Here is a 25,992-nt window from a genome sequence, read left to right as displayed (position 1 = left end):
CAGTGAAAATTTCGATATTTCATCAACAAGCGGATTCATATTGTCAACAATTTGAAACAAAGGAATAAAACATGAGCAGCAACGCATGGCTGTTTTGGGCATTGGCATCGGCAGGCTTCGCCTCATTGACCGCCATTTTCGCCAAAATGGGTTTACAGGGCATAGATTCAGATTTCGCCACCTTTATCCGCACCTTGGTCATCCTCGCCGCTTTGGTATTGTTTTTAACCTACACCGGCAAATGGCAGGGCGTGAACGGCTTTACCGGCCGCAACTGGACATTCCTCATCCTATCCGGCCTCGCTACCGGCGCCTCTTGGCTTGCCTACTTCAAAGCCCTGCAACTGGGTAATGCCTCACAAGTCGCACCCGTCGACAAATTCAGCCTGGTCTTGGTCGCCCTGATGGCCGTTGTTTTCTTAGACGAACGCCCAAGCACGCAGGAATGGATAGGCTTAGGCTTGGTAACCGCAGGCGTATTGACTTTGGCTTTGAAACGATAAAGATTGGGACATCAAAAAAGGCCGTCTGAAAAATTTCAGACGGCCTTTGCTTTACTTCAAACAATCAGCTCACAATTAATTTGAACCGACTTTGATTTTTTGCCACAAGTTGACAGACAGTTTTTTCGCATCTGCGCTCATTTGAGGCATGACGAAACCGTCTTTCATGTCTTGCTCGTTCGGGAAAATAGAACGTGTGTTCACCAGCTCGGCAGGCATTTTTTCGCGTGCAGGTTTGCTGGCCGGTGCGAAGGTTACGGCAATACCGTTTTTCGCAGCCACTTCGGGATCAAGTGTGTAGTTGATGTATTTATGGGCATTGACGATGTTTTTCGCATCGGCCGGAATCAACCAAGATTCAATCCAGAAACCCATGCCTTTCGGCGTCAACACTTCGACGCCGACATTGTTTTTCACTTCTTCAGAACGCGCTTTGGCCAAGTTCAAGTCGCCGCCGTTACCTGCTGCCAAGCAGATATCGCCGCGCGCCAATTCGTCAATAATGGAAGGGCTGAAACGTTTTACATCAGGACGGATAGACTTCAATACTTCCGCCGCCGCTTTCAAATCTTCAGGATTCGAGCCTTTAGGATCTTTACCCAAGTAGTTCAACAAGATTGGGAACATTTCGCTCGGTGTATCCCACAAAGCGATGCCGCAAGATTTCAGCTTGTTGGTGTATTCAGGTTTGAACAGCAAATCCCAGCCGTTTTCAGGCAATTTTCCGCCCAAAAGCTCCTTGCCCTTCGCCGTAATCGCAATCGTATTCACACCTGAGAAGTATGGAACGGCGTATTGATTGCCCGGATCGGCGGTTTCCAACATCTTCAGCAATTCAGGGTCGATGTTTTTGTAGTTCGGAATCAGATCCTTATTGATTTTTTGGTATGCACCTGCCTCAATTTGACGTGGCAGGAAGGCAATACCGGGTACAACCAAGTCATAGCCGGATTTGCCGGTCAGCATTTTGGCTTCCAGCGTTTCGTTGTTTTCATACAAATCGTAAGTCAGCTTCAAATTGTTGGCTTTTTTGAAGTCTTCGACTGTACTTTCGTCAACGTAGTTTGACCAGTTGTAGATATTCAAAGTATCGGTAGCGGCTGCCTCGGCATTGGCAGCAGGCGCGCTGCCTGCTTGAGGTTGCTCGGCTTTTTTCTCGCCACCGCCGCACGCGGCCAAAGACAATGCGGCCAATACGGCTAATACAGATTTTTTCATACGGGCAGATTCCTGATGAAAGAGTGGTTAATGTCAATAAATAAGAAACCCTGCACCCCATAAACACCCCGGCGCAGAGTTAGGCTATTGTAATGGAAACGTAAGCAAACGAAAAGCAATATCCATCTGATTTTTATTGAAATAAGGCAAAGCAACATCATCTTTTTCCCAAAAGCGTTGCACCGGCTGTCGTTTTTGGGCAAAATACGGCTGATTTGCGCGCGTTTATAGAGAAAAAACTTGCATATAAGGAAATCTGTCTTTAAAATTGCGCGTTTACAGAATTTATTTTTCAGGAGATATTCAATATGGCAAACAGCGCACAAGCCCGCAAACGTGCCCGCCAGTCGGTTAAACAACGCGCCCACAACGCCAGCCTGCGTACTGCATTCCGTACCGCTGTGAAAAAAGTGTTGAAAGCAGTTGAAACCGGCGACAAAGCTGCTGCTCAAGCAGTTTACCAAGAATCCGTTAAAGTCATCGACCGTATCGCTGACAAAGGCGTATTCCACAAAAACAAAGCAGCCCGTCATAAAAGCCGTCTGTCTGCTAAAGTAAAAGCTTTGGCTTAATACTGACGCAGATGCCGGAAATCCTGACAATCAAAACAGGATGAATCGAGCTGATACGATGCCCCTGAGGTCTTGCCTTTCAGGGGCATTGCCGTATTCACAGCCCAAACCGACTAAATAAACCTATTTACCCTTTCATCAGGCCGTCTGAAAAACAACGGAAACTCTCATGAACAAGATGTTGAAACATTCCCTAAGTATCGGATTCATTGCCACCGCCCCACTGGCTGCCGCCGATACCGCCCTACACTGCACCACCATTCAAGACAACGCCACCCGTTTGGCATGTTACGACAACATCTACTCGGCGCAACTCCCTCCTCAATCCCCACTGCCGCAAACGCAAACCGAAACGGCCAAAACACCGGTTGACCTCGAAAAAAGCGTGCGCAAGAGCATCGAGAAAAAAGAAGCGGCCATCGTATTCGACAACCCTACCCATCCGAATATTTCAGACGACGTATTAAGCGAAACTGCCGACAGCTACACGCCTTTAAGCCTGATGTACGATTTGGATAAAAACGACACGCGCGGCCTGTTAAGCGTACGCGAGCACAACCCTATGTACCTCATGCCCGTTTGGTACAATAGCAGCCCTAACTACCACCCGGAATCCCCCAGTCGCGGCATAACTACGCAGGAAAAATTCAGCGGGCAAAAACGCCTTGAAACCAAAATGCAGGTTTCCTTCAAAAGCAAGATTGCCGAAGATTTATTCAAAACCCGTGCCGACGTATGGTTTGGCTATACCCAAAAATCTGACTGGCAAATCTTCAACCAAGGCCGCAAATCCGCTCCGTTCCGCAATACCGACTACGAGCCCGAAATTTTCATTACCCAACCCGTTAAAGCAGACCTGCCTTTCGGCGGCAAACTGCGTATGGTTGGCGCAGGTTTTGTTCACCAGTCCAACGGTCAAAGCCGCCCCGAATCCCGCTCATGGAACCGCGTTTACGCCATGGCAGGCATGGAATGGGGCAAGCTGACCGTTATTCCTAGAGTTTGGATGCGCGCCTTCGACCAAAAAGGAGATGACGACGACAATCCGGACATCAACAAATACATGGGCTATGGCGACTTGAAAGTCCAATACCGCTTCAATGACAAACAAAATGTTTATTCCGTCCTGCGTTACAATCCGAAAAGCGGACGTGGCGCCGTTGAAGCGGCCTATACTTTCCCCATCAAAGGCAAACTCAAAGGCGTTGTCCGCGGTTTCCACGGCTATGGCGAAAGCCTGATTGACTACAACCACAAACAAAACGGCATCGGCTTCGGCCTGATGTTTAACGACTGGGACGGCATCTAAATGACCCCATATTGTTTCAGACGGCCTTTGCAATCAAAGCGGCCGTCTGAAACAATAAAACAAAACAAGCCATTCGTTTAAAATACTCGTTTCCTAGCGTCCAAACGCGTATAATGCAAAGTTTGGGCAAAACTTGCCGGAATGAAACAAAGATGACAGAAGCCGCAGCCGAAAGCGGAAAAATCGCCAAGGCTTTAAAGAAATACCTGATTACAGGCGTGCTGGTTTGGTTACCGATTGCCGTAACCATCTGGGCGATGAGCTACATCATCTCCGCCGCCGACAGACTGATCAACCTATTACCGGAAAGCTGGCAGCCCCAGCATTTCTGGGGATTCAACATACCCGGCTTGGGCATTGTTGCCGCCACAGTCGTCTTATTCGTTACCGGCGTATTCGCCGCCAACGTATTGGGCAGACGGATTCTCGGCGCGTGGGACAGCCTTTTGGGACGCATTCCCGTCGTCAAATCCATCTACTCCAGCGTTAAAAAAGTTTCCGAATCCCTGCTCTCCGACAGCAGCCGCTCGTTCAAAACCCCCGTACTGGTTCCCTTTCCACAACCGGGCATTTGGACGATAGCCTTTGTTTCCGGCCATATCCCCGCTAAACTCAAAGGCAGCCTGCCGCAAGATGACGACTATATTTCCGTTTACGTCCCAACCACGCCCAACCCGACCGGCGGCTATTACATCATGGTTAAAAAAAGCGACGTTCGCGAGCTGGACATGAGCGTGGATCAGGCATTGAAATATGTAATTTCGCTGGGCATGGTGATGCCGGATGAAATACAAATTAAAACCATCCAAGATAAAAAAACTGATAGTTTATAGCACTTATTAATCAAATTCTTAACAACAGAATAATGCATAAATATCTATTAATCATAATATTTAGACTATCCCAAAAAATATAACCACTAAGGAATTACCACAAAGCTCGCACTTACTAATTCATAATGACTGGCAACCTACACAGACTGCGAACTTACTAGAAGTATCTAAATATGATTGAATGTAATAGTAATTTTGCGATTTTTTGGAAACGTAGTTATTATAAAGCGGAGAACTGCGCGGTAACTGGAATAGCTCCCTGCATATTTAATTTCAAAGATATTTAGGAAATACTTTAAGCATGGTTACACAAGGCAAAGAGAATGACTCACACAACCATGCCAATATCATTACCACAGCACTAATCCGTAAATAAATCTCCTCACATTTTACTCACAGGAATAATCATGAAACGGGAAATACTATCTATTATTTTTCTAGCTACATATAGCTCACTAGCATTTTCATCAGGGGAGCTTTCATGCAAAAAAATCATACCCATTAATGTAACAGAGGGTTGGAAAAGGAATTGTACTTATCATGGCTCATCTATAAATGAAGCTTATCAAGAATATCGCAATCTAACTCAAAATCTAGGCGAGGCCCCAAACGTTCTTCCAAATAAAAATCGTCGATATAAAACTTCTAGAAATGAAGTAGAAATTAATATTAATTGGAAAAATAAGAATCATGTGTTTGTAGCACAGACTTATCCCGAAGCCGAAAACTCAGGAATGGAAGTAGGCTTTAAAAAAATTAAAAATGTGATTCAAATTACAGAAATTGGTTGGACACCATAATTACCAATTTCTTAGTTATAAATTAAACACTTCAATATATAAACAAGGAAATAATATGCGTACCAACTATTGCGGCCTTATCAGCGAGCAATACTTAGACCAAACCGTTACCGTCAAAGGCTGGGTACACCGCCGACGCGACCACGGCGGTGTGATTTTTATTGACCTGCGCGACCGCGAAGGCATCGTTCAAGTCGTTATCGACCCTGACACTCCGGAAGCATTTGCCGCTGCCGACTCTTCCCGCAACGAATACGTTTTGAGCATTACCGGCCGCGTACGCAACCGTCCTGAAGGTACAACCAACGACAAAATGATTTCCGGCAAAATCGAAATCCTTGCCAAAGAAATCGAAGTCTTGAACGCTGCCGCTACGCCTCCGTTCCAAATCGACGATGAAAACATCAGCGAAAACGTTCGCCTGACCAACCGCGTTATCGACTTGCGCCGTCCTACCATGCAACGCAACCTGCGTCTGCGTTACCAAGTGGCCATGGGCGTTCGCCGCTACTTGGACGCGCAAGGCTTCATCGACATCGAAACGCCGATGCTAACCCGCTCCACTCCGGAAGGCGCGCGCGACTACCTCGTACCAAGCCGCGTTCATCCGGGCGAATTCTTCGCTCTGCCGCAATCTCCACAATTGTTCAAACAACTGTTGATGGTGGCCGGTTTCGACCGTTACTACCAAATCACCAAATGTTTCCGTGACGAAGATTTGCGTGCCGACCGTCAACCTGAATTTACCCAAATCGACTTGGAAACCTCGTTCTTGAACGAGGATGAAATCATGGACATCACCGAAGGCATGGCCAAACAAGTCTTCAAAGATGCATTGGGCGTGGATTTGGGCGACTTCCCACGCATGCCTTACTCTGAAGCCATGTTCTACTACGGCTCTGACAAACCGGATATGCGCATCAACTTGAAATTTACCGAGTTGACCGACCTGATGAAAACGGAGGAATTCAAAGTTTTCCGTGGCGCAGCCGACATGAAAGGCGGCCGCGTAGTCGCTCTGCGCGTGCCTAACGGTGCAAAATTCAGCCGCAAAGAAATCGATGAATACACTAAATTTGTCGGCATCTACGGCGCGAAAGGTCTGGCGTACATCAAAGTAAATGATGTGAGCAACCTTTCCAACGGCGAAGACAGCGGCCTGCAATCTCCAATCGTCAAATTCCTGTCTGAAAACGCCCTGAAAGAAATTATCGAGCGTACCAGCGCGCAAAACGGCGATATCATCTTCTTTGGCGCAGACAAAGCCAAAGTCGTGAACGAAGCCATCGGCGCGCTGCGTATCAAAGTCGGTTTAGAACACGGCAAAGACAACGGCTACTTCGTAGACGAATGGAAACCTTTGTGGGTTGTCGATTTCCCAATGTTCGAATACGACGAAGAAGCCGACCGCTACGTAGCCGTACACCATCCGTTTACCGCGCCTAAAGAAGGTCATGAAGACCTGATGGTTTCCGACCCTGCAAACTGCCTGGCCCGTGCCTACGACATGGTATTGAACGGCTGGGAAATCGGCGGCGGCTCTATCCGTATCCACCGTGCAGACGTACAAGAGAAAGTGTTTGCCGCGCTGAAAATCAGCCCTGAAGAGCAACAAGAGAAATTCGGCTTCCTCTTGGACAACCTGAAATTCGGTGCACCTCCTCACGGCGGCCTTGCATTCGGCCTCGACCGTCTGGTTACCCTGATGACCGGTGCCGAATCTATCCGCGACGTGATTGCCTTCCCGAAAACACAACGTGCACAATGTCTGCTGACCAATGCACCTAATGTGGTCGACGACAAACAACTTCGCGAGCTAAGCCTGCGTCTGCGTCAGAAAGCAGTTGAAACAAAAGAAGCATAATTTATCGGCTTAACCTTTAAAATATCAAGGCCGTCTGAAATTTTTGAAATTTCTTTCAAACTTTTCAGACGGCCTTTCTGTATTTTAGTCGTTTATATATAATCAACTCATAAACTGTTTTATTTTAAACGTTCACTTTAATGACGTTAGAGTATAAAAAACAACCGTTTGTAAGAAAAACAAACAAATAAGCTCCACAAGCACTATCATGACTGTTACAACAATAAAGGAACCAAACAATGTTTCTGATACTGACGGGGCTGATACTGACTTTTTTTATTTTGTTGTTTATTATTACTTCAATTATTCACAAAAAACAGTTTGCCTATAACACACACCAAGACTATAACTATCCCTCCCTCCCCTCTACCGCGCATGCAACCCTCAAAGGCTGCAGCCTAACCTTGCCCGCCACTGTCAACGGACGGGATACCATCATTGCCAAAATCCGTATCAAGTCCAACTGGATGGGACTGCTGTTCTTGCCTTTTATCGAAACCATTTCATCCAAAGGCAAATGGAAGCAATATTTCGAATACGGCGCAAAAGGCGTGCGCTATATCAATCTGAGCGACACCTTCTCCGACAGCGACAAAACCGTCCGTTTAGAAGGCAAATACCTGACTTTGGCCGATCAAGAAATCGAACTCTCCGTTTATCCGCGTGAAAACCTCGACGGCAAAAAAATCCTTGTCCTCGCGCCCCATGCCGACGATGCCGAACTCAGCGCATACGGTTTATACGAAAAACATGCTGCCAATTCAATGATCTGCACCTTAACCGCCAGCGAAGGCGGCAGCTTCCACTATGGCAACCTTTATAGCACGTGCGACTGCGACACTCAGGCCCAATATCTGCAAAAAGGCCGGATGCGCGTTTGGAACAGCCTGACCGTTCCCCTTTTGGCCGGTGTACCGTCTGAAAACATCCTGCAACTGGGTTACTTCGACAGCACTTTGACCGCCATGCGCCAAAATCCAGAAAAAGAGATTAAATCGACCAAAATCGATACAACCGACGTCGATATTTTCCGCCGTGCCAATACCTCCTCATTGGCGAAACACCTCAAGCCCGGCTCAACCTGGAACAGCTTGGTGGACAATCTCGGCTACCTGATAGAAACGTTCCAGCCGGATATTATCGTGACGCCGTCTCCCAATATCGATGCGCATCCCGACCACCAACATACTGCGCTGGCCGCCATCGAAGCCCTGCGTAAAATCAATTACCGTCGCGGCAATCTGTTTTTGCACACCATACATTATCTGAGCGACGACTTCCCTATTGGCAAAGTAGGTTCTTCCCTCAGCCTGCCGCCATCCTCCGAGCAACCGTTTTACTTCCAAAGCATCTATTCCCATCCTTTGGATAAAGAAGAGCAAAACCGCAAACTTCTCGCCCTGGACGCCATGAACGACATCCGTCCCAATTCAGACGGCTATATGCGTTGGAGTACCATGATATTCAAAGGCCTAAACAAACTGCGGCACCACATCCTCCATCTCGACAAAGACTTGGTCAACCGCTTTGTCCGCAGCAACGAATTCTTCTATACCGTCCCCATCAGCGACTTGTACCAAGAAGATACGCTGAAACAAATTACTTATCAGGGCAAAGCCCAATAAACCACAAAGGCCGTCTGAAAAGATGTTTCAGACGGCCTTTATCACACCAAATCAAAACAATAAAATCACTGCATTACAAACGAAAAACACCAAGCCCAAATCCAAACGCGGCAACCCAAGTTATAATAAAACCCTTCCCATACGCCCCACATCATCATGCCGATTTACTTCATCGCCGATTTGCACCTGAGCGAATCCCATCCTCAGCTGACCGCACTCTTCCAAAAATTTATGCAAGAAAAAGCCGTCCACGCCCAAGCCGTATACATTCTTGGCGACCTTTTCGATTTTTGGATCGGCGATGACGAAAACAGCCCTTTGGTTCACACCATCAAGCAAACCATCCGCAGCCTGACCGAGCGCGGCATCGCCTGCTATTTTATCCATGGCAACCGCGACTTCCTCATCGGCAAAACCTTCGCCCTCGATACCGGCATGACCTTACTGCCCGAGTACGCCGTTATCGACCTGTTCGGCACACCCACCCTACTCTGTCACGGCGACACACTCTGCACCGACGACCATTCTTATCAAAAATTCCGCCGTACCGTCCATCAAAAATGGCTGCAACGCCTGTTCCTGCTCCTGCCACTTACACTCCGGCTGAACATCGCCACTAAAATCCGCAAGCAGAGCAAACAGGACAAACAACACAAAACCGCCGACATCATGGACGTCAATCCGGCCTTTACCCACGAAACCGTCCAACGCTTCCACACGCCCCTGCTCATCCACGGCCATACCCACCGCGAAAACATCCACCGCAACGCCGATTACACCCGCATCGTACTCGGTGACTGGCGCGACAATTACGCCTCCATTCTCGAAGTCGATGCCGAAGGCTACCGTTTTATCGCCTTATAAAACATCAGGCCGTCTGAAAACCGGTTTCCCGATTGTTCAGACGGCCTGACTGACAAACATTCTCAAACGGTTTACGCAAACCAACCGCGTATCCGCTCCAAACCACCAAAGCGCACGCACGCATCCGCATTCGCCTCAGTTTTCGGTTTCGCCCGATAAGCAATGCCGAATCCCGCCTCCCGTATCATCGGAATATCATTCGCACCATCGCCCATCGCCACCACCTGCCACGGAGCCAAACCCAGACGCTCACGGTATTCACGCAACAAATCCGTCTTAGCCTGCGCATCGATAATCCGCCCTTTCAGACGGCCTGTCAGCTTGCCGTTTTCCACTTCCAACACATTCGCAAAATGGAAATCCAAGCCCAAACGCCGTTGCAGGCGTTCCGTAAAGAACGTAAAGCCGCCCGACACCAGCATAAACTTCACATCATTCCGTTTACACGCTTCCAACAAAAATTCCGCGCCCGGCGACAGCTGCAACACATTCTCGTACACTTCTTCCAACACGAGCTCGTCCAAACCGGCCAGCAAAGCCACACGCTTGCGCAAAGACTGCTCAAAGTCCAGCTCGCCGCGCATCGACCGCTCCGTAATCGCTGCCACTTCATCCTTTAGCCCAACACCGGCAGCAATCTCATCCACACACTCAATCGTAATCAGCGTTGAATCCATATCGCTGACAATCAGTCCCAAATCAGCAAAAGCCACATCCGGCAACACCGCACCATCTATCTGCTGCGCAATCAATGCCGCACGCATCTCGTCCGTCAATTCAAAATCATCATCAACCGGCACACGCAACACCGACTTTCCTGATGACGCAGACACCAAACCGCCAAACGCAGACCAGTCGCACGCGCCCAAATCCCTATGTTGCAACACCAAAACTTTCTTCATCTCATTCTCCTCATACCCCAAAAACCTTTGCAAAAAAATCTGGTACACATTCAGCTTAAAACAACAAAACCATATTTTTGCAAAGGCCTTAAAAAACCAAAACAGCATTATAGCCGAACAACCCCGGCAATTTTCAGACGGCCTGTAACAATTCAGCTCAAGCTACCAATACCAATCCCAGCATCAACTAACCAAGCAATTACTTAAAAATTTGATTTTAGGCAAGCCGACTAAAAATTTTTGCCAGTAACAGGCAACTTGTGTTGATTTTTCTTACAGTTTCGATATAGTTACTTATAGCTAGTTTGGCACTACTCCTTATATCTAGCTTTCATTGCATTACCACCTCCATTCGTTGCCAACGGCTCCCCTTCCGATGGCAACCTTTTTTTGGCCCAATGGTTTAACAATATCAAAATTGAATGAAATAAATGATTTGGAAATTTATATTTTAAAACAAATCCTTCCTCATCTGCGCACGCATTTCATGCCTTTCAGCTATTTTATCAATCAGTTTGAAGAAGGCCTCACTTTAGTTCAACTCGGTTAGTCAGAAGGTTTCAGCTTCCCCCCGACTCAATCAATATGGCCATGTACACACACATCAGAGTAATGCTCAGAGTATGGCTGCTCCCAATCACTGATACCTGCCGTTTTAATTGTTCTTAGCCTATCCTCTATTACCATCATCTCAGAATTCGATCCCTATCTGATAGCTCACTGAATTTGAATGAAAAAATTATTTAAATGTTAAAATGTGCAAAGCACTTGCTTTCAACTCTAACAAGGGATATAGTACCAAGTAACTAGTTCTTATTGATGAGAGCTATTCCTTGGATACTTGCCTCCGGTCCTCCAACCCGGGGGCATTTTTTTGCGTTTTTATTTTGTATTCATATGGATAGGATAAAGACGAAATACCCACCACAAATCAACAGACAAATCAAACCGCAAACTGCGTTTTCCAAACGCTCAGGCCGTCTGAAATCCTCTCTCCAATATCGTTAATCCCATATTTCAGACGGCCTGTTTAACCCTCTATTGCAAAGCTTGGCACAAGCACCGCTGACCGACGGCAATTAATTACTATATAATCAAACGCATTGTTACCCCTACAAAGGAGCCACACCATGACCACAAAAATTAAAATCGGTATTGTCGGTGCAACCGGTTACACAGGCGTTGAATTGTTGCGCCTGCTCAGCAGCCACCCCAACACAGAGGTTACTGCCGTCACCAGCCGAAGCGAAGCCGGTATTGCGGTTGCCAACTACTTTCCCAGCCTTCGCGGCATTTACGACCTTGCATTCCAAACGCCTGAAGATGCCGGGCTTGACCGTTGCGACCTCGTGTTCTTTGCCACGCCCAACGGCGTAGCTATGAAAGAAGCACCGTCCCTTGTCGAAAAAGGCGTACGCGTGATTGACCTGTCTGCCGACTTCCGCATCCGCGACATCCCCACATGGGAAAAATGGTACAAAATGACCCATACCGCGCCGCAACTTGTTTCCCAAGCGGTGTACGGCTTGTGCGAACTTTACAAAGACGACATCTCCAAAGCCATGTTGGTGGCCAATCCGGGCTGCTACCCTACCTGCGTTTCCCTGCCCTTATTGCCACTGCTTCAGGCTGGCCGTCTGAAAGCCAACGCGCCTCTGATTGCCGACTGTAAATCCGGTGTTTCCGGTGCAGGCCGCAAAGCCAGTACCCATGCCCTGTTGTGCGAAGCAGGCGATAACTTCAAAGCCTACGGCGTCAGCGGCCACCGCCATCTGCCTGAAATCCGACAAACCCTGTCCGGACTGCAAGACCATGTTTCAGACGGCCTGATTTTCGTACCACACCTTGCTCCGATGATACGCGGCATGCACGCCACCCTGTATCTGCACCTGCAAGAACATACCGATCCTGAAGCCTTACTGCGCGAATACTACCGCGACAGTCCTTTTGTCGATATTTTGCCTTCAGGCTCAACACCTGAAACCCGCAGCGTGCGCGGCGCCAACCTTTGCCGTATCAGTGTTCAAAGAGCGCCCGATCAAGACGATGTGTGGATTGTTCTTTCTGTCATCGACAACTTGGTCAAAGGCGCAGCTGGTCAAGCCGTGCAGAATATGAACATTATGTTCGGCCTGCCCGAAACCACCGGACTGACTAATGCACCATTGATGCCTTAAGCCAGCCATTCTTATTAAAAACACAAGGCCGTCTGAAACTTTGATCGTTCAGACGGCCTTTATCGATTCATTCACAAACATCACTCATACACCACGCCGGCAAGCATTTCTTCTTCATTCAAGTTGCCGTACTGTTGCTCCCAATCGTGGGTAGCCTCCACCATATCGCATTCTTTAGCAAAAGCCAGCAGCCTGCCATCCATCTGATCCAGACTCAAGCTGCCCAAACGTTCGCATTCCGAAGCCGTCAAATTACCGTCCGCTTCATGCGCTTCCGAAGATCCGAAAGGCAGAGCAAAAAAACCCAGCACCAACGCCAGCAGCACCCAAAAAGTATTTTTACGCGAACGAGTCATTTCACACCTCTCATCATATCATATAGCAGGTTTAAATCAGAAAAACTAAACCAAATAAAATTAAACTAAGAAAAATCGAATAAAAAATTAGAAATATCGATTTATCTAAGATAAAACGAATAATACTAAGAAAAAATAGAATATGCAATACTTTTTCTTAGATGAAGTAATTTTTTTCTTACAATTTTATAAAAACTAAGGTAAAATACACTCAAATCGTCCAAACCATATAAAAAACATACCTCCATAAAGGCATAAACATGGATACCTTTAAAGACCGCCTGGCTTTCTTATGGAAAGATGAAGCCCGCCAAGCCAAAATAGCCGCCGACATCGATATGACCATCGCCGGATTCAGCCGTATCTGGAACGAAGGCGGCCTGCCGAAATCGGAAACGCTAAAAAAAATCAAACAACTTAAAGGCTGCAGCATAGACTGGCTGTTGACAGGCGAAGGTTCCCCCTTCCCCGATTCCGAAGCCCCAAAAGCCACGGCAACCGACACACTGGGCAACCCTGTCGATATAGACGAATTTGTCTTTGTACCGCGTTACGACATCCAAGCCGCAGCCGGACACGGCCAGCTCGTCGGCGACGAACAGCCGATGTTCGCCATGGCGTTCCGACGCTATTGGATTGAAAATTATGTGACGCGCGACATCAAAAACCTTTCCGTTATCTCAGTCAAAGGCGATTCGATGGAAGGCGTACTGAATGATGGCGACACCATCCTCATCAACCACGGCCAAACCACGCCGCGCGACGGCCTCTATGTTTTGCGCCTCAACGAAAACCTTTTGGTCAAACGCCTGCAACTGATACCCGGTGGCATCGTCAACGTCATTTCTGCCAACGAAGCCTACCCTACTTTTGAAATCGACTTGAAAAACCCGACCGACGACGTTGCCATCATCGGCCGTGTCGAATGGTTTGGCAGAAGCATCTAAATCTGACATACTGGTGCTTGAAATTTCTGCCATACCCTCCATATAAGCTGGCAGATCCTGTATGCACAAACTTGCCTTGACTAACGGTTTGCGCGACAATAGTAAAAATATTCATATAAAAGGAATCACATCATGTCAGACGAAAGCCCTATTATCTTTACTGACAGCTGCTGCACCAAAGTTGCCGACCTGATCGCCGAAGAGAACAATCCCGATTTGAAATTGCGCGTATTCGTCAACGGCGGCGGTTGCTCCGGCTTCCAATATGGTTTTACCTTTGATGAAATCAAAAACGACGACGATTTCGAAATCCAAAAAAACGGCCTGACGTTCTTGGTCGACCCGATGAGCTACCAATATCTGGTTGGTGCAGAAATCGACTACACCGAAAGCCTGCAAGGTTCTCAATTCGTCATCCGCAATCCAAATGCCGAAACGACTTGCGGTTGCGGCTCATCCTTCTCCGTATAAACAATCCGTTTCTTCATGAAAAACAGGCCGTCTGTATCTTCAGACGGCCTTTTGTGTGAATTTATTTTAAACAATATTGGATTTATCTTATAATAATAATATCGGGCGTGAATATTTACTCTACAATAGACATAACATTGGACATGCATATTGCCATATAAATAAAAAATCATTGTCCAGCCGATTAACGACACAAAGGCACCCCCTATCCGGTCTGCCTAAGACTGTGGCCTCTGTTTTTGCCTGCATCGCAAGCCAAAACAGCTCAAACACAATAACAAAACCTCAGGTCCAACCCATTTGGTTGCCGCAGTCGAAATATTCATGGGATATCAATGAGCAAACAAGAAAAATTTTTCGACGTATATGTTTCTTATCCGCCGAACACGGATAAGGAGCGCATCCATGCCTGCCTGTATGACAACCTGCCCGAAAACGAAGTCGAGAGCCTGATTCAGGCCTTGGCCGAGCGTCCGCAAGCCATTGTGGCCGAGAAATGCACCCAAGACGAGCGCGAAAATGCGCAGCATTACTTCAGCTATTTGGGTTTGGACGTGATTGTCCGTCAGGCTATGGAATTGGAAGCGGTCGAAGAAGAACCCGTTTCGGCAGTCAATATCCCCGACCCTATCCAATGCCCCGTCTGCATGACGATTATTGACGAATTAGATGCACAGGAATGTAAAACCTGCCACTTTGATTTGACAGAAAAAAATGAGCTGACCATCCAGCGCAAGCGCATTGAATGGCAGGAAAAAATCTCTTTCGAGCATAAAAAACAAACCGAAATTGCCCACAAGCTCAAATACGAACGTGAGCAGGAAGAGAAAAAACTGCGCAAAAAAATCCGTGCCGAATTGGAATCCCAATTACGCGAAGAGTTAGGCCAAAATCCTGAGCTGGCCGCACTTGCAGCAAGGAAGAAAACACAGTTTCTGCTTACAATGGCTATCGTATTCGCCGTTTTGAGTCTGCTTGCACTCGGCTATATCGCTGCAAAATTCTTCTAAACTGATTTCAAAACTTAAGGCCGTCTGAAAACAGATTTTCAGACGGCCTTTTATTTCCTTATGGATTGAATCATTCCAATCAAGCCTCTTGCACATCAACGTCCACCGACCATCGGATTTTACCGTCGCGGTTTTGCTGCAACACCTGCACCCACAAACTCACGGCGCGATACAAATCTTGTCGGGATGTCGATTCGAGGAAAATTTGCGCGCGTTCGCGTTCGGCAAGGCGCACCATCAGCATCGGAGCGGCACCAAACTGGGAGACGCTTTCGGGCAAAAGCGGAGCGAGGGTTTCTTTGGCGGCGTTGAGAAATTCCATCGCATCGGCAACATGCGGCGCATCGGCACGGACGGCCGCCTGAAAACCAAAAGGCGGCATGGCGAACATTTGCCGCTCGTTCAATTCGTTTTCGGCAAACACAGCGTAATCCTGCGCTTTGACGGCGGCGAAGACGGGATGTTCGGGCAGTTGGGTCTGTATCAGCACCTTACCGGGTTTGTCGGCACGCCCCGCCCTGCCGGATACTTGCATCAGCTCGGCGAACAGCCTTTCCGGCGCTCGAAAATCCGCGCTGTACAGGCTGCCGTCGGCGTTCAACACGATAACAAGGTTGAGCCGCGCGAAATCATGGCCTTTGGCGAGCATCTGCGTGCCGACCAGAATGTCGATTTCGTTGTCGGCGATACGGCGGTACAAATCCGCCCAGTCGTTTTTGTGCGCCGTGCTGTCTCTATCGACGCGGACGACGGCAGCCTTGGGCAGAAAGGCGCGCAGGGTTTCTTCGACGCGTTGCGTGCCGTGGCCGACAGCGGTCAGGTCTTGGTTGCCGCAGTCGGGGCATTTGTACGGGACGGATTCGCGGTGGTCGCAGTGGTGGCAGCGCAGTTGGCGGGCGCGTTGGTGCAGCACCATTTTGGCGGAGCAGTTCGGGCAGCCGAAGGTATGGCCGCAGTCGCCGCAAAACAGCGCGGGCGCGAAGCCGCGTCGGTTGAGGTACACCAGCGACATGCCGCCTGCTTCAAAGTTCTGTTTCAAAAGCTGCAAGGCTTGCGGCGAGAAGCCGTTGTCTAGTTTCAGACGGCCTACATTAAGTATTTCCACTTGTGGTAGTTGCGCTGAAGCATGGGCCCGTTCGGTCAGTTGCAGCAGGCGGTACGCGCCGCTTTGCGCTTTGTGCCAGCTCTCCAAGCTGGGCGTGGCGCTGCCCAATATGATGGGACAGCCGCTCTGCTTCGCCCTCCACACCGCCAAATCGCGGGCGTGGTAGCGCAATTCGTTGTCCTGTTTGAACGAGCCGTCGTGTTCTTCATCGACCACAATCAGCCCGACATCAGGCAAAGGCGTGAACACCGCCAGCCGCGTGCCGATCACCAGCTTCGCCTGCCCCAACATGGCGCGCAGATAATCCTGCGTGCGCTTGCCTGCCGCCATCTGGCTGTGCAACACGGCGGTCGGTACGTCGGCAAAACGGTTTTCCACCCGCTTCAAAAGCTGCGGCGTGAGATTGATTTCTGGCAACAGAAACAACACCTGCCGCCCCTGCGCCAACACTTTCGCCATCGCATCGAAATACACCTCGGTCTTGCCGCTGCCGGTAATGCCGTACAGCAGAAACGGCTGAAATTTACCAAAGGCCGTCTGAATTTCATCGGAAGCCTTCTGCTGGTCGGCATTCAACACAAATTCAGAGTGCGAAGCCTGCCCGTGGTACGACCTTAAAACGGGCTTCGCTGCTTCCGTCGTTTCAATCCAACCCTGCTCCGCCCAATCTTCGATTAATTTCGCCGCCTGCGCGTTCACCTGCTTCAACGCCGCCATCGTCATTTCGCCCGACAGCAACGCGTCCCACAAAGCCGCTTTTTTGTTGAACCGAGCCGGCGGCGGCGTTTGCGCCCTGCCCGCTTCGTTCAAAGCATAAAACAACGGCGGCTGCGGCATTTCCACCGCGCGCGTTTCCTTCAAACCTTGCGGCAATGCGGCAAATACTGCCTGCCCGGTCGGATAGTGGTAATAACGCGACGTAAATGCCAACAAATCACGCCAGCTTTGAGGCAACGGCTTTTCTTCCATAAAGGCCGTCTGAACACTCAAAATCCGCGCCGTATCCATATCGGGCGCAATATCCGTTTCCCACACAATCCCGACAACGGTTTTATTGCGGAAAGGCACAAGCACCCGCGTTCCCGGAGGAAGCGGCTCGGAATAGGAATACGTCAAAAGGCCGTCTGAAAGCGGCACGTTTACGGCAATACGGTGGTAGAACATACAAACAATCAAATCATTTTTTCGTATTTTAACAGCCGAAAGCTATTTTCAGACGATAATTTGAGCCTGAGTACAATGCAGACATGACAGAGGTTTGATACAATGCCTTACTTTCAACACACGCAAGTCTCTCGCATGAAAACCAAGTTAATCAAAATCTTAACACCGTTTGCCGTTCTTCCTTTGTTGGCATGCGGTCAACCTGCCGTATCCAACGCTAACGCGGCACCTGCACAGGCTGCCAAAGCGGAAGCGCCTGCCGACAAATCTGTTGCCGCTTCTTTGAAAGCACGTCTGGAAAAAGTCTATGCCGCCCAAGATTTGAAAGTTTTGAGCGTCAGTGAAACACCGATTAAAGGCATTTATGAAGTTGTCGTCAGCGGCAAACAAATCATCTATACCGACGCCAAAGGCGACTATATGCTCGTTGGCGACCTCATCAACGTCAACACGCGCCAAAGCATGACTGAAGAACGTGCCGCCGATTTGAACAAAATCGACTTCGCTTCCCTGCCTTTGGACAAAGCCATCAAAGAAGTACGCGGCAACGGCAAACTGAAAGTCGCCGTTTTCTCCGATCCGGACTGCCCTTACTGCAAACGCTTGGAGCATGAGTTTGAGAAAATGACCGACATCACGATTTACACCTTCATGATGCCGATTCCGAGCCTGCACCCTGATGCCGCGCGCAAAGCCGAGCTGTTGTGGTGTCAACCTAATCCGACCCAGGCATGGATCGACTGGATGCGCAAAGGCAAACTCCCAAGCGGCAAAGCAAACTGCGAAAACCCTGTTGCGGAAACCACTTCATTGGGCGAACAATTCGGCTTCAACGGCACGCCGACCCTGGTCTTTCCTAACGGCCGCAGCCAAAGCGGTTACAGCCCTATGCCCCACCTCAAAGAAATCATCGAGAAAAACCAGTAATACAGGGTTTAATCTCCATCAAGGACGCTTTACGCGTCCTTTTTTTATGTCGCCCGCCATCAACTGCCTTCAGACGGCCTCGATACAGACAAAGATAAAAAAGGACGTGTCCAACACGTCCTTTTTTCCCTTTACCTTACAGGTAGAATTTTTCAATTACTTTCAGGTTTTCATCTAATTTGTACACCAGCGGCTGACCGGTTGGGATTTCCAAGCCCATGATGTCTTCGTCGGAAATGCCTTCAATGTGTTTGGCCAAAGCGCGCAGGGAGTTGCCGTGTGCCGCAACCAATACACGTTTGCCGCTCAAAATGGCCGGAGCGATTTGGTCTTCCCAGAAAGGCAGGACGCGCTCGAGGGTAACTTTGAGGTTTTCGCCATCAGGTACGACATCGCTAGGCAGGTTGGCATAGCGGCGGTCGTTGTGGGCGGAGTTAGGGTCTTTAGGATCCAGCAGCGGAGGCAGGGTATCGTAGCTGCGGCGCCAGATGTGGACTTGCTCGTCGCCGTATTTTTCTGCGGTTTGTTTTTTATCCATACCTTGCAGCTGGCCGTAGTGGCGCTCGTTCAAACGCCATGATTTGATTTGTGGAACAAACAGTTGGTCGGATTCTTCCAAAACGATGTTACAGGTTTTGATGGCACGAGTCAGAACAGAAGTAAAGGCGATGTCGAACTCGTAGCCTTTCTCTTTCAGCTTTTTACCTGCTGCTGCGGCTTCTGCCAAACCTTGCTCGCTCAGCTTGACGTCGCGCCAGCCGGTGAAAAGGTTTTTCGCGTTCCATTCGCTTTGTCCGTGACGGATGAATACTAATTCCATGATAGTTTGCTCCAATGAAGTTTGGGAAAAGGTATTTATAGCACACTTTGCCGCCGCGCTGATAACGCCGGCGGTTTCTTTTGATATGTTGCAAGTTTGCTTCTAGTCTTCAGACGGCCTTGTCGGAAGGTAAACGTCAAAACGCGTGCTTTTGCCTGTGTATTGATAAGCAGGTTTGCGCCCATCAAGAAATTCGCCCAAGCGCGGGCGTTTGACGACAATGCGTTTTTTAGCGCTATTCAATGCTGCGTCCAATAACTCGGCTTCGTCTTGTGCCGCGCCGACCAAATGATGAAAGTAAGCCATTTCTTTTTTCACAGCGGCGGTTTTGCGACGCTCCGGATACATCGGGTCGAGGTACACCACATCGGGTCTGCCTTTTTGCGCAGCCAATTTCTGCATTAAATCAACGGCATTGCCGAAGTGCAAAGTAATTCGCTGGGCAATCTCCCGTGTCTCTTCACTTTGTCCTGCCCTGTTGAGGCCGTTTGAAAGTAGACAGGCAACAGCAGGATTTTGTTCAAAAGTTTGTACATTCAAGCCCAACGAGGCAAGCACGAAGCTGTCGCGTCCCAGTCCGCCGGTAGCGTCCCAGACAGTCGGTTGCGCAGTATGGTTGACGGCTTTGGCAATCAACTCACCTCCGCCTTTAGTACGCCGGTAATGGGAGGCACCGCCATCAAAATCAACGCGGACACGGCCTTTTTCACCTGCGCGGCACAAGCTGATGCCGCTTTCGTCAGCGATAAGGAAACTGCCTTCTTCAGGCTGCCGGTCGATAACGGTCAGCCCGAACGGCTCGGCAAGGCTGCGAAGTTCGGCAGATGCGGTTTCGTCAAAATAAATCTTGTACATGATGCCCATGTTTCAGACGGCCTTGAAAACTCAGGCCGTCTGAACGTTTTAATTGATGTCCAAGCGTTCCATGCGGTAGCGCATGGAGCGGAAGCTGATGCCCAAAAGTTTGGCGGCTTGGGTACGGTTGTAACGGGTTTGCTGCAAGGCCTGTTCGATGATGCTGCGTTCCACTTGGTCGAGGTAATCCTGTATCTGCATGGTGCGCGGATCAAACGGCGGAATGGGGCTGTGATTGAGCGTGGTTTCGCGCGCATCAGGTTCGGCGATGTCGTCAAAGGAGAGGCTGTTGCGATCGGCTTTGGCCTGCGGGGCGTTTTGAATCTGCAAGTCGTCCACTTGTATCACTTGGCCGACCGTCAATGCGACGGCGCGTTCGAGGATATTCTCCAGCTCGCGGAAGTTGCCGGGATAGCTGTAATGCAGCAGGGCTTCTTGGGCTTTCGGGCTGAGTTTGTAGGTTTGATTGCCGTGGCGGTGTTTGTACAGCAAATACAGAATCAGCGCGCCCAAGTCTTCGCGCATTTCACGTAAAGGCGGCATGTGCAGGGAGACAACATTGAGGCGGTAATACAAGTCCTGGCGGAATGCGCCGCTTTCAACCAAGGCTTCGAGGTTTTTATGGGTTGCACAAATAATGCGCACGTCCACAAAGGTTTCCCGCGCATCGCCGATACGGCGCACGGCTTTTTCTTGGATGGCGCGCAAGAGTTTGACCTGCATGGCAAGCGGCAAATCGGCAACTTCGTCGAGAAACAGTGTGCCGCCGTCGGCGTGTTGGAAAAAGCCGAGACGGTCTTGGTCTGCGCCGGTAAAGCTGCCTTTTTTGTAACCGAAAAATTCGCTTTCCATCAGGTTTTCAGGAATCGCGCCGCAGTTGACGGCAATAAACGGTTTGTCGGCGCGGTCGGACAGCTCGTGAATCGTGCGCGCCGCCTGCTCTTTACCGGTACCGGATTCGCCGGAAATATAAACGGGAACAAGGCTGCGTGCCAATCTGCGAATCAGGTGGCGTACTTCGACCATTTGCGGCGAAGTACCCAACAGGCGCGGCATATCGTCATCGCCTTTCAGGATAGGCTCTTCTTGCAAAGCAGGATTGATGTTGCCGGTTGAAAACCGCTCTTTTAAGGAATTGAGCCCTTCCGGAACAGTCAAAGGCCGGTTAAATTCGCTCTGTACGCTCTTGGGCGGCGTAACAACAGGCTTGACCGGCTGGGGTTCGGGTTTATACAGGGCGGCAGAAACAGGCGCAGGCTGAGATTTGACTTTTTCAGACAGCGTGGGTTCGGCAGTATTGTCTGAAACCGACACTGCCGATTTAACCAATGAACGCAACTGCGACAACGTAATCGGTTTTTGCAGATAATCAAACGCTCCTGCTTTCAAGGCTTCAACGGCTTGGTCGGCATTGCCGAAAGCCGTGATCACGGCGACGGGCGTGTCGAGCATCAACTCGTCGATGTATTGAACCACCTCGAGGCCGGAGCCGTCGGGCATACGCATATCGGTCAACACCAGCGAATAATCGTTGTTGTCCAGCTTGTCTTTGGCTTCTTCAACACCAGCCGCCGTATCGACACGCAGACCCATTTTCATCAGGGTCATTTCCATCAGGTCGCGGATGTCTGCCTCGTCATCGACAACCAAAACCGGCTCTTGCAATTTATTCATCCTGCGCTTGCTCCTTCGGTAAAATCAATTCGAACCCGTTCATTTCAGGGTGATAATGCAGCTGTCCCATATTGGCGTGTGCCAACTCGCGTGCGACGTAAAGCCCCAAACCAGTGCCTTGTTTTTCGGTGGTGTAAAACGGCTCGAACAGATGATTTCGTACATCCGGCGGCACGCCTTTGCCGTTGTCCGCCACTACGATGGAAATATGCATCCTGCCGCTAGAGCGGATAAGGACGGTAATGGCGTTTTCGTCCTGACGGCTATGTCGCCAAGCGTTGTTGCACAAGTTCCACATCACTTGCTGCAAGTGCATGGGATCGACCAATACGGTCAGGTTGTTGCCGTCCATATTCATGCGCAGACAGCCGATGGCATCGGGATTGTTCAAGGTAAATTCCTGCTTGAACTCCAACCAGAATTTCATCAGATTAATCGGCTGGCGGCTGATGTTGTCTCGTTTGTTAAGCAGGGATACGTCTTCCAACATCTTGTCGATGCGTTGGATATTGCTGTCGATGATGTTGTACAGCTTGGCCTTGAGCGGATCTGCCTCATCGCCCTCTTGCAACAAATCGCTGGCATGGCGGATGGCGGACATCGGGTTGCGGATTTCGTGGGCAAGGTTGGCAGTCAACTGTCCGAGCGAAGTCAGCTTGGTGGACATGGCTTCCGCAGCCACTTCACGCAATGAGCGGACGTACAACATCAGCAGCTCGGTTTGCTCCTGAATCAGCGGAACAGCACGAACGTGCATGGCGTGTTGAAAAATATGAATATCGGTTTCAAAAGGTTTGTCGGGTTGGCGCTGCCAGCGTGCCACCAGTTCGCCGAACACGATTTCCTGCTGATCGATAATCAGGCTGGGAAAATAGATTTTTGCCTGTTTGTTAAACAGCCACACGCGCTGGGTCGCATCAATCACCACCACCGCTTCCTGTACGCGGTTCAAAACCAAATGGTTCAGGCCGCTGATACGGCGGTAGGCCAATTGATGGCGGCTGGCGGACTCTGTGGCCTGTTCGAGATAACGGGCGGCAAACGAGGTCAGCATCGCCACCAGATAGCTGGCGCCGATCAGCATTAAAGAATTCGCCACTGATTTTGCGTCCCAATTAAACGAATCGAAACGCATACTGCCGTCTAAAAACAGGTTCAAAATAAACAGCATTGCCGTATAGCCTGCGTACAGCATGGGATAATGGCCATAACTGAGCAGACACGACGTGGCGACAAACGGCAAAACCAAAATCCCGAAACCGGAAGCCGTACCGCCGGAGATATACACCAAAACCATGATCATGGTGATGTCGACCACGGCGCTGGCATTGGGCAAATCCAAGGATTGCCACTGCCAGCCCGGGCGGAGCACGGAGAGCATAATCAGGAAGAAATACAGTGTTATCCAGATATAAAACTCAACCGCCGGCAACGAAACGCCAATCAAATTGCCGCCCGTGTAGCTGCCGAAAGCGTGCAAAACCAAAAGCGGCAAGACGATGGCTATTCGGGCGATGTTGATGACGCCGGGAATCCGCTCCCTCAGATTACCCAGCTCTTGAAGATTGGCTCTGTTCATAAGTGAACCTTTTTTATTTTCATGCAATGTCGTAGTAAATTTAATTTATTTGAATATATTGGTTTTTGCCTTAAGACAAACTTTTCAGACGACCTGAGATGTCCAAGACCTTCCCTTTTTTGCCGCGCTTGCCCTCGATATCGCAAATGCGCAATTTTTCCTGATGCGCCGCACCGCGCTTGCCGACGGTTTCAACGATGAATTCCGCAGCCGTGGTTACGAGGACGTGTTCCAGTGATGCACCGTCGGTCAGCGACATCAACTGCAAACCGCGCCCTTTGGGCATGACTTTGAGTTCGCCGATGGAAAACGCCAAGAGACGGTGGTCGCTACTGGCCAGTACGATTTTGCAGTCGGGATTGATGAGCGAAGAAGCATAGACGGCAACCGGAGGCAGGACGGTTTCACTGCTGTCCACAGTCATCACTACTTTGCCCGCTTTCACGCGTCCGACCATATCGGCCAACTTGGTGATAAAGCCGTAGCCGCCGCTGCCTGAGAGCAGGTAGTGCTGTTCGGGCTGGCCGGTGAGCATGGCGACAGGTTTGGCGCCGTTTTGCAGCTCGATTAAGGATGAAACTGGCACACCGTCACCGCGTCCGCCGGGGATTTCAGCGGCATCGAGCGTGTAGGTTCTGCCCAATGAGTCGAGAATGACGACGGGCAAAACGGTTCGGCCTTCAAGGGTTTGTTTGAGACGGTCGCCTTCTTTGAAGGCAGTTTGGCTCAAATCGAGGTTGTGTCCGGCACGGCTGCGTATCCACCCTTTTTCCGACAGAATCAGCGTGATGGGTTCGTCGGCGGTGGTTTGCGTCAGCACTGCGCGTCCGGCTTCTTCCACCAGCGTGCGGCGCGCGTCGCCGAACTGCTTCATGTCCGCCTGCATCTCTTTGATAATCAGCTTGCGTTTTTCGTTTTCGTCGCCCAAAAGGATATTCAGACGGCCTTGTTCCTCGCGCAACTCGTTCAATTCTTTTTCGAGTTTGAAACCTTCCAAACGCGCCAACTGACGCAGGCGGATTTCCAAAATGTCTTCGGCTTGGATTTCGGTCAGCCCGAACGCCGCCATCAGGTCGGCTTTCGGGTCATCTGATTCTCGGATGACTTTAATCACTTCGTCGATGTGCAGAAAGACTTTCAGACGACCTTCGAGGATGTGCAGCCGTTTTTCCACTTGGTTCAAACGGAATTTCAGACGACGTGTTACGGTCACGACGCGGAAATCCAACCACTCCTGCAAAATCGTTTTCAAATTTTTCTGCGCGGGGCGGTTGTCCAAACCCATCATCACCAAGTTCATGGACACATTGCCTTCCAACGAAGTTTGCGCCATCAGCGTGTTGATGAAGGTATCCGTATCGATGCGGCTGGATTTCGGCTCGAACACCAGACGCACGGGATGTTCGCCGTCAGACTCGTCGCGCACGCGGTCGATTAAATCCAGCATCAGCTTTTTGGTGTTGAGCTGGTCTTGGTTGAGCTGCTTTTTACCCGCTTTCGGTTTCGGGTTGGTTTGCTCTTCGATTTCGGCAAGAATTTTGGCGGAATTGGCGTTAGGCGGCAGCTCGGTCACAATCACGCGCCATTGTCCGCGCGCCAGCTTCTCGATTTCGTAACGCGCACGCACGCGCACGCTGCCTTTGCCGGTTTCGTAAATCCGGCGCAATTCGTCCGCCGGCGTGATGATTTGACCGCCGCCGGCAAAATCGGGCGCTGGGATGTACTGCATCAGGTCGGCGGTTTCCAGCGTCGGCTTCTTCAACAGCGCAATCGCCGCCTGCGTGACTTCGTTCAAATTGTGTGACGGAATTTCGGTCGCCATGCCCACCGCGATGCCTGATGCGCCGTTGAGCAAGACCATGGGCAGGCGGGCGGGCAGGTGCAGCGGTTCGTCAAACGCGCCGTCGTAGTTCGGCACGAAATCCACCGTACCCTGATTGATTTCGGACAACAGCAATTCCGCAATCGGCGTCAGCCGCGCTTCGGTGTAACGCATCGCCGCCGCCCCGTCGCCGTCGCGCGAACCGAAGTTGCCGATGCCGTCGATTAAGGGATAGCGCAAGGTAAAATCCTGTGCCATCCTCACCATCGCTTCATAGGCGGAACTGTCGCCGTGCGGGTGGTATTTACCCAAAATCTCGCCGACCACGCGCGCCGATTTCACCGGCTTCGCCCCCGCCGTCAAACCCATATCGCGCATGGCAAACAAAATACGCCGCTGCACAGGCTTTTGGCCGTCTGAAACTTCAGGCAGCGCGCGGCCTTTGACCACGCTCATGGCGTATTCGAGATAGGCGCGTTCGGCGTACTGACCTAACAGCAGGTAGTCTTCGCCGATAGGAGATGGACTGGGAGCGGAAATGTGTTCTGTCATCAGGATGGTAAAACGAAATCAATTAAAGAAGGATATTGTAAAG

22 protein-coding genes are annotated in these 25,992 nt (G+C 50.0%); 13 read left to right on the top strand and 9 right to left on the bottom strand.

Features of this window, described 5'->3' with window-relative positions:
* Positions 1–71: 71 nt before the first annotated feature.
* Positions 72–503, top strand: a complete 432-nt coding sequence (locus tag O3661_RS06580; protein WP_003680126.1) for an EamA family transporter — start codon at positions 72–74, stop codon at positions 501–503.
* A gap of 75 nt (positions 504–578) precedes the next feature.
* On the opposite strand, the gene O3661_RS06575 is transcribed toward O3661_RS06580, so the two are convergent.
* On the bottom strand, positions 579–1,721 hold the full coding sequence (locus O3661_RS06575) for an extracellular solute-binding protein (protein WP_101755988.1): 1,143 nt from the start codon (positions 1,719–1,721) through the stop codon (positions 579–581).
* 308 nt (positions 1,722–2,029) lie between these two features.
* Here O3661_RS06575 and rpsT point away from each other — a divergent pair, with 308 nt between their 5' ends.
* From rpsT to lpxH, 7 genes are all read left to right on the top strand, one after another.
* Positions 2,030–2,293, top strand: a complete 264-nt coding sequence (rpsT, locus tag O3661_RS06570) for a 30S ribosomal protein S20 (RefSeq protein WP_107723701.1) — start codon at positions 2,030–2,032, stop codon at positions 2,291–2,293.
* 169 nt (positions 2,294–2,462) lie between these two features.
* Entirely contained in the window at positions 2,463–3,602 is a 1,140-nt protein-coding gene (locus tag O3661_RS06565; protein ID WP_371492723.1) for a phospholipase A, read from the top strand.
* 152 nt (positions 3,603–3,754) lie between these two features.
* Positions 3,755–4,435: a DUF502 domain-containing protein gene (locus tag O3661_RS06560; protein WP_296116534.1), complete on the top strand. Its 681-nt coding sequence runs from the start codon at positions 3,755–3,757 to the stop codon at positions 4,433–4,435.
* Between the two features lie 407 nt (positions 4,436–4,842).
* Positions 4,843–5,235, top strand: a complete 393-nt coding sequence (locus tag O3661_RS06555) for a hypothetical protein (RefSeq protein WP_049332338.1) — start codon at positions 4,843–4,845, stop codon at positions 5,233–5,235.
* Between the two features lie 55 nt (positions 5,236–5,290).
* On the top strand, positions 5,291–7,099 hold the full coding sequence (aspS, locus tag O3661_RS06550; protein WP_371492722.1) for an aspartate--tRNA ligase: 1,809 nt from the start codon (positions 5,291–5,293) through the stop codon (positions 7,097–7,099).
* Positions 7,100–7,338: 239 nt separating this feature from the next.
* On the top strand, positions 7,339–8,724 hold the full coding sequence (locus tag O3661_RS06545) for a PIG-L deacetylase family protein (protein WP_371492721.1): 1,386 nt from the start codon (positions 7,339–7,341) through the stop codon (positions 8,722–8,724).
* Positions 8,725–8,880: 156 nt separating this feature from the next.
* A complete protein-coding gene (gene lpxH / locus O3661_RS06540; protein WP_371492720.1) occupies positions 8,881–9,588 on the top strand; it encodes a UDP-2,3-diacylglucosamine diphosphatase in 708 nt (235 codons plus the stop codon).
* 71 nt (positions 9,589–9,659) lie between these two features.
* Here lpxH and serB read toward each other — a convergent pair whose 3' ends face one another.
* A complete protein-coding gene (serB, locus tag O3661_RS06535) occupies positions 9,660–10,490 on the bottom strand; it encodes a phosphoserine phosphatase SerB (protein ID WP_371492719.1) in 831 nt (276 codons plus the stop codon).
* A gap of 1,130 nt (positions 10,491–11,620) precedes the next feature.
* On the opposite strand from serB, the gene argC reads away from it, so the two are divergent.
* Positions 11,621–12,667, top strand: a complete 1,047-nt coding sequence (argC, locus tag O3661_RS06530) for an N-acetyl-gamma-glutamyl-phosphate reductase (RefSeq protein WP_371492718.1) — start codon at positions 11,621–11,623, stop codon at positions 12,665–12,667.
* 80 nt (positions 12,668–12,747) lie between these two features.
* Here the strand turns inward: argC and O3661_RS06525 are convergent, their stop codons facing one another.
* On the bottom strand, positions 12,748–13,023 hold the full coding sequence (locus tag O3661_RS06525) for a hypothetical protein (protein ID WP_003680156.1): 276 nt from the start codon (positions 13,021–13,023) through the stop codon (positions 12,748–12,750).
* A 260-nt stretch (positions 13,024–13,283) separates the two neighbouring features.
* On the opposite strand from O3661_RS06525, the gene O3661_RS06520 reads away from it, so the two are divergent.
* From O3661_RS06520 to O3661_RS06510, 3 genes are all read left to right on the top strand, one after another.
* Positions 13,284–13,970, top strand: coding sequence for a helix-turn-helix transcriptional regulator (locus O3661_RS06520; protein ID WP_003680158.1), 687 nt, complete (start codon positions 13,284–13,286; stop codon positions 13,968–13,970).
* 132 nt (positions 13,971–14,102) lie between these two features.
* The gene (erpA, locus tag O3661_RS06515; protein ID WP_003680162.1) at positions 14,103–14,441 is read left to right on the top strand and encodes an iron-sulfur cluster insertion protein ErpA; all 339 of its coding nucleotides are present in this window, start codon (positions 14,103–14,105) and stop codon (positions 14,439–14,441) included.
* A gap of 335 nt (positions 14,442–14,776) precedes the next feature.
* Complete coding sequence (locus tag O3661_RS06510; RefSeq protein ID WP_371492717.1) at positions 14,777–15,451, top strand: hypothetical protein; 675 nt, start codon at positions 14,777–14,779, stop codon at positions 15,449–15,451.
* Between the two features lie 79 nt (positions 15,452–15,530).
* Here O3661_RS06510 and O3661_RS06505 read toward each other — a convergent pair whose 3' ends face one another.
* The gene (locus tag O3661_RS06505) at positions 15,531–17,720 is read right to left on the bottom strand and encodes a primosomal protein N' (RefSeq protein WP_371492716.1); all 2,190 of its coding nucleotides are present in this window, start codon (positions 17,718–17,720) and stop codon (positions 15,531–15,533) included.
* A gap of 135 nt (positions 17,721–17,855) precedes the next feature.
* Between O3661_RS06505 and O3661_RS06500 the strand changes: the two genes are divergently transcribed.
* Positions 17,856–18,647: a DsbC family protein gene (locus tag O3661_RS06500; RefSeq protein WP_107723712.1), complete on the top strand. Its 792-nt coding sequence runs from the start codon at positions 17,856–17,858 to the stop codon at positions 18,645–18,647.
* Between the two features lie 136 nt (positions 18,648–18,783).
* Here the strand turns inward: O3661_RS06500 and O3661_RS06495 are convergent, their stop codons facing one another.
* The 5 genes from O3661_RS06495 to parC form a co-directional block, all read right to left on the bottom strand.
* Positions 18,784–19,467 carry a 2,3-diphosphoglycerate-dependent phosphoglycerate mutase gene (locus tag O3661_RS06495; protein WP_049337039.1) on the bottom strand — a complete coding sequence of 228 codons (684 nt, stop codon included), beginning with the start codon at positions 19,465–19,467 and terminating at the stop codon, positions 18,784–18,786.
* A gap of 102 nt (positions 19,468–19,569) precedes the next feature.
* Positions 19,570–20,322, bottom strand: coding sequence for a class I SAM-dependent methyltransferase (locus O3661_RS06490; RefSeq protein WP_371492761.1), 753 nt, complete (start codon positions 20,320–20,322; stop codon positions 19,570–19,572).
* Positions 20,323–20,370: 48 nt separating this feature from the next.
* The gene (locus tag O3661_RS06485) at positions 20,371–21,996 is read right to left on the bottom strand and encodes a sigma-54-dependent transcriptional regulator (protein ID WP_371492715.1); all 1,626 of its coding nucleotides are present in this window, start codon (positions 21,994–21,996) and stop codon (positions 20,371–20,373) included.
* Positions 21,989–23,575 (bottom strand): nitrogen regulation protein NR(II), encoded by a 1,587-nt coding sequence (locus O3661_RS06480; protein WP_049322539.1) that lies wholly within the window; start codon positions 23,573–23,575, stop codon positions 21,989–21,991. The genes O3661_RS06485 and O3661_RS06480 overlap by 8 nt, the downstream gene beginning before the upstream one ends.
* Before the next feature lie 70 nt (positions 23,576–23,645).
* Positions 23,646–25,949, bottom strand: a complete 2,304-nt coding sequence (gene parC, locus O3661_RS06475) for a DNA topoisomerase IV subunit A (RefSeq protein WP_371492714.1) — start codon at positions 25,947–25,949, stop codon at positions 23,646–23,648.
* Between the last annotated feature and the right edge of the window lie 43 nt (positions 25,950–25,992).

This window comes from Neisseria sp. 20925_1_37, assembly GCF_041433255.1.
GTDB classification, from domain to species: Bacteria; Pseudomonadota; Gammaproteobacteria; order Burkholderiales; family Neisseriaceae; genus Neisseria; species Neisseria flavescens_D.
This window is presented reverse-complemented; position numbering and strand designations above follow the sequence as displayed.

What these genes read in the sequence shown, in the direction of transcription:
- O3661_RS06580 (WP_003680126.1), top strand. Translation starts at nt 72, where the DNA reads ATGAGCAGCAACGCATGGCTGTTTTGGGCATTGGCATCGGCAGGCTTC.
- O3661_RS06575 (WP_101755988.1), bottom strand. Translation starts at nt 1,721, where the DNA reads ATGAAAAAATCTGTATTAGCCGTATTGGCCGCATTGTCTTTGGCCGCG.
- rpsT (WP_107723701.1), top strand. Translation starts at nt 2,030, where the DNA reads ATGGCAAACAGCGCACAAGCCCGCAAACGTGCCCGCCAGTCGGTTAAA.
- O3661_RS06565 (WP_371492723.1), top strand. Translation starts at nt 2,463, where the DNA reads ATGAACAAGATGTTGAAACATTCCCTAAGTATCGGATTCATTGCCACC.
- O3661_RS06560 (WP_296116534.1), top strand. Translation starts at nt 3,755, where the DNA reads ATGACAGAAGCCGCAGCCGAAAGCGGAAAAATCGCCAAGGCTTTAAAG.
- O3661_RS06555 (WP_049332338.1), top strand. Translation starts at nt 4,843, where the DNA reads ATGAAACGGGAAATACTATCTATTATTTTTCTAGCTACATATAGCTCA.
- aspS (WP_371492722.1), top strand. Translation starts at nt 5,291, where the DNA reads ATGCGTACCAACTATTGCGGCCTTATCAGCGAGCAATACTTAGACCAA.
- O3661_RS06545 (WP_371492721.1), top strand. Translation starts at nt 7,339, where the DNA reads ATGTTTCTGATACTGACGGGGCTGATACTGACTTTTTTTATTTTGTTG.
- lpxH (WP_371492720.1), top strand. Translation starts at nt 8,881, where the DNA reads ATGCCGATTTACTTCATCGCCGATTTGCACCTGAGCGAATCCCATCCT.
- serB (WP_371492719.1), bottom strand. Translation starts at nt 10,490, where the DNA reads ATGAAGAAAGTTTTGGTGTTGCAACATAGGGATTTGGGCGCGTGCGAC.
- argC (WP_371492718.1), top strand. Translation starts at nt 11,621, where the DNA reads ATGACCACAAAAATTAAAATCGGTATTGTCGGTGCAACCGGTTACACA.
- O3661_RS06525 (WP_003680156.1), bottom strand. Translation starts at nt 13,023, where the DNA reads ATGACTCGTTCGCGTAAAAATACTTTTTGGGTGCTGCTGGCGTTGGTG.
- O3661_RS06520 (WP_003680158.1), top strand. Translation starts at nt 13,284, where the DNA reads ATGGATACCTTTAAAGACCGCCTGGCTTTCTTATGGAAAGATGAAGCC.
- erpA (WP_003680162.1), top strand. Translation starts at nt 14,103, where the DNA reads ATGTCAGACGAAAGCCCTATTATCTTTACTGACAGCTGCTGCACCAAA.
- O3661_RS06510 (WP_371492717.1), top strand. Translation starts at nt 14,777, where the DNA reads ATGAGCAAACAAGAAAAATTTTTCGACGTATATGTTTCTTATCCGCCG.
- O3661_RS06505 (WP_371492716.1), bottom strand. Translation starts at nt 17,720, where the DNA reads ATGTTCTACCACCGTATTGCCGTAAACGTGCCGCTTTCAGACGGCCTT.
- O3661_RS06500 (WP_107723712.1), top strand. Translation starts at nt 17,856, where the DNA reads ATGAAAACCAAGTTAATCAAAATCTTAACACCGTTTGCCGTTCTTCCT.
- O3661_RS06495 (WP_049337039.1), bottom strand. Translation starts at nt 19,467, where the DNA reads ATGGAATTAGTATTCATCCGTCACGGACAAAGCGAATGGAACGCGAAA.
- O3661_RS06490 (WP_371492761.1), bottom strand. Translation starts at nt 20,322, where the DNA reads ATGTACAAGATTTATTTTGACGAAACCGCATCTGCCGAACTTCGCAGC.
- O3661_RS06485 (WP_371492715.1), bottom strand. Translation starts at nt 21,996, where the DNA reads ATGAATAAATTGCAAGAGCCGGTTTTGGTTGTCGATGACGAGGCAGAC.
- O3661_RS06480 (WP_049322539.1), bottom strand. Translation starts at nt 23,575, where the DNA reads ATGAACAGAGCCAATCTTCAAGAGCTGGGTAATCTGAGGGAGCGGATT.
- parC (WP_371492714.1), bottom strand. Translation starts at nt 25,949, where the DNA reads ATGACAGAACACATTTCCGCTCCCAGTCCATCTCCTATCGGCGAAGAC.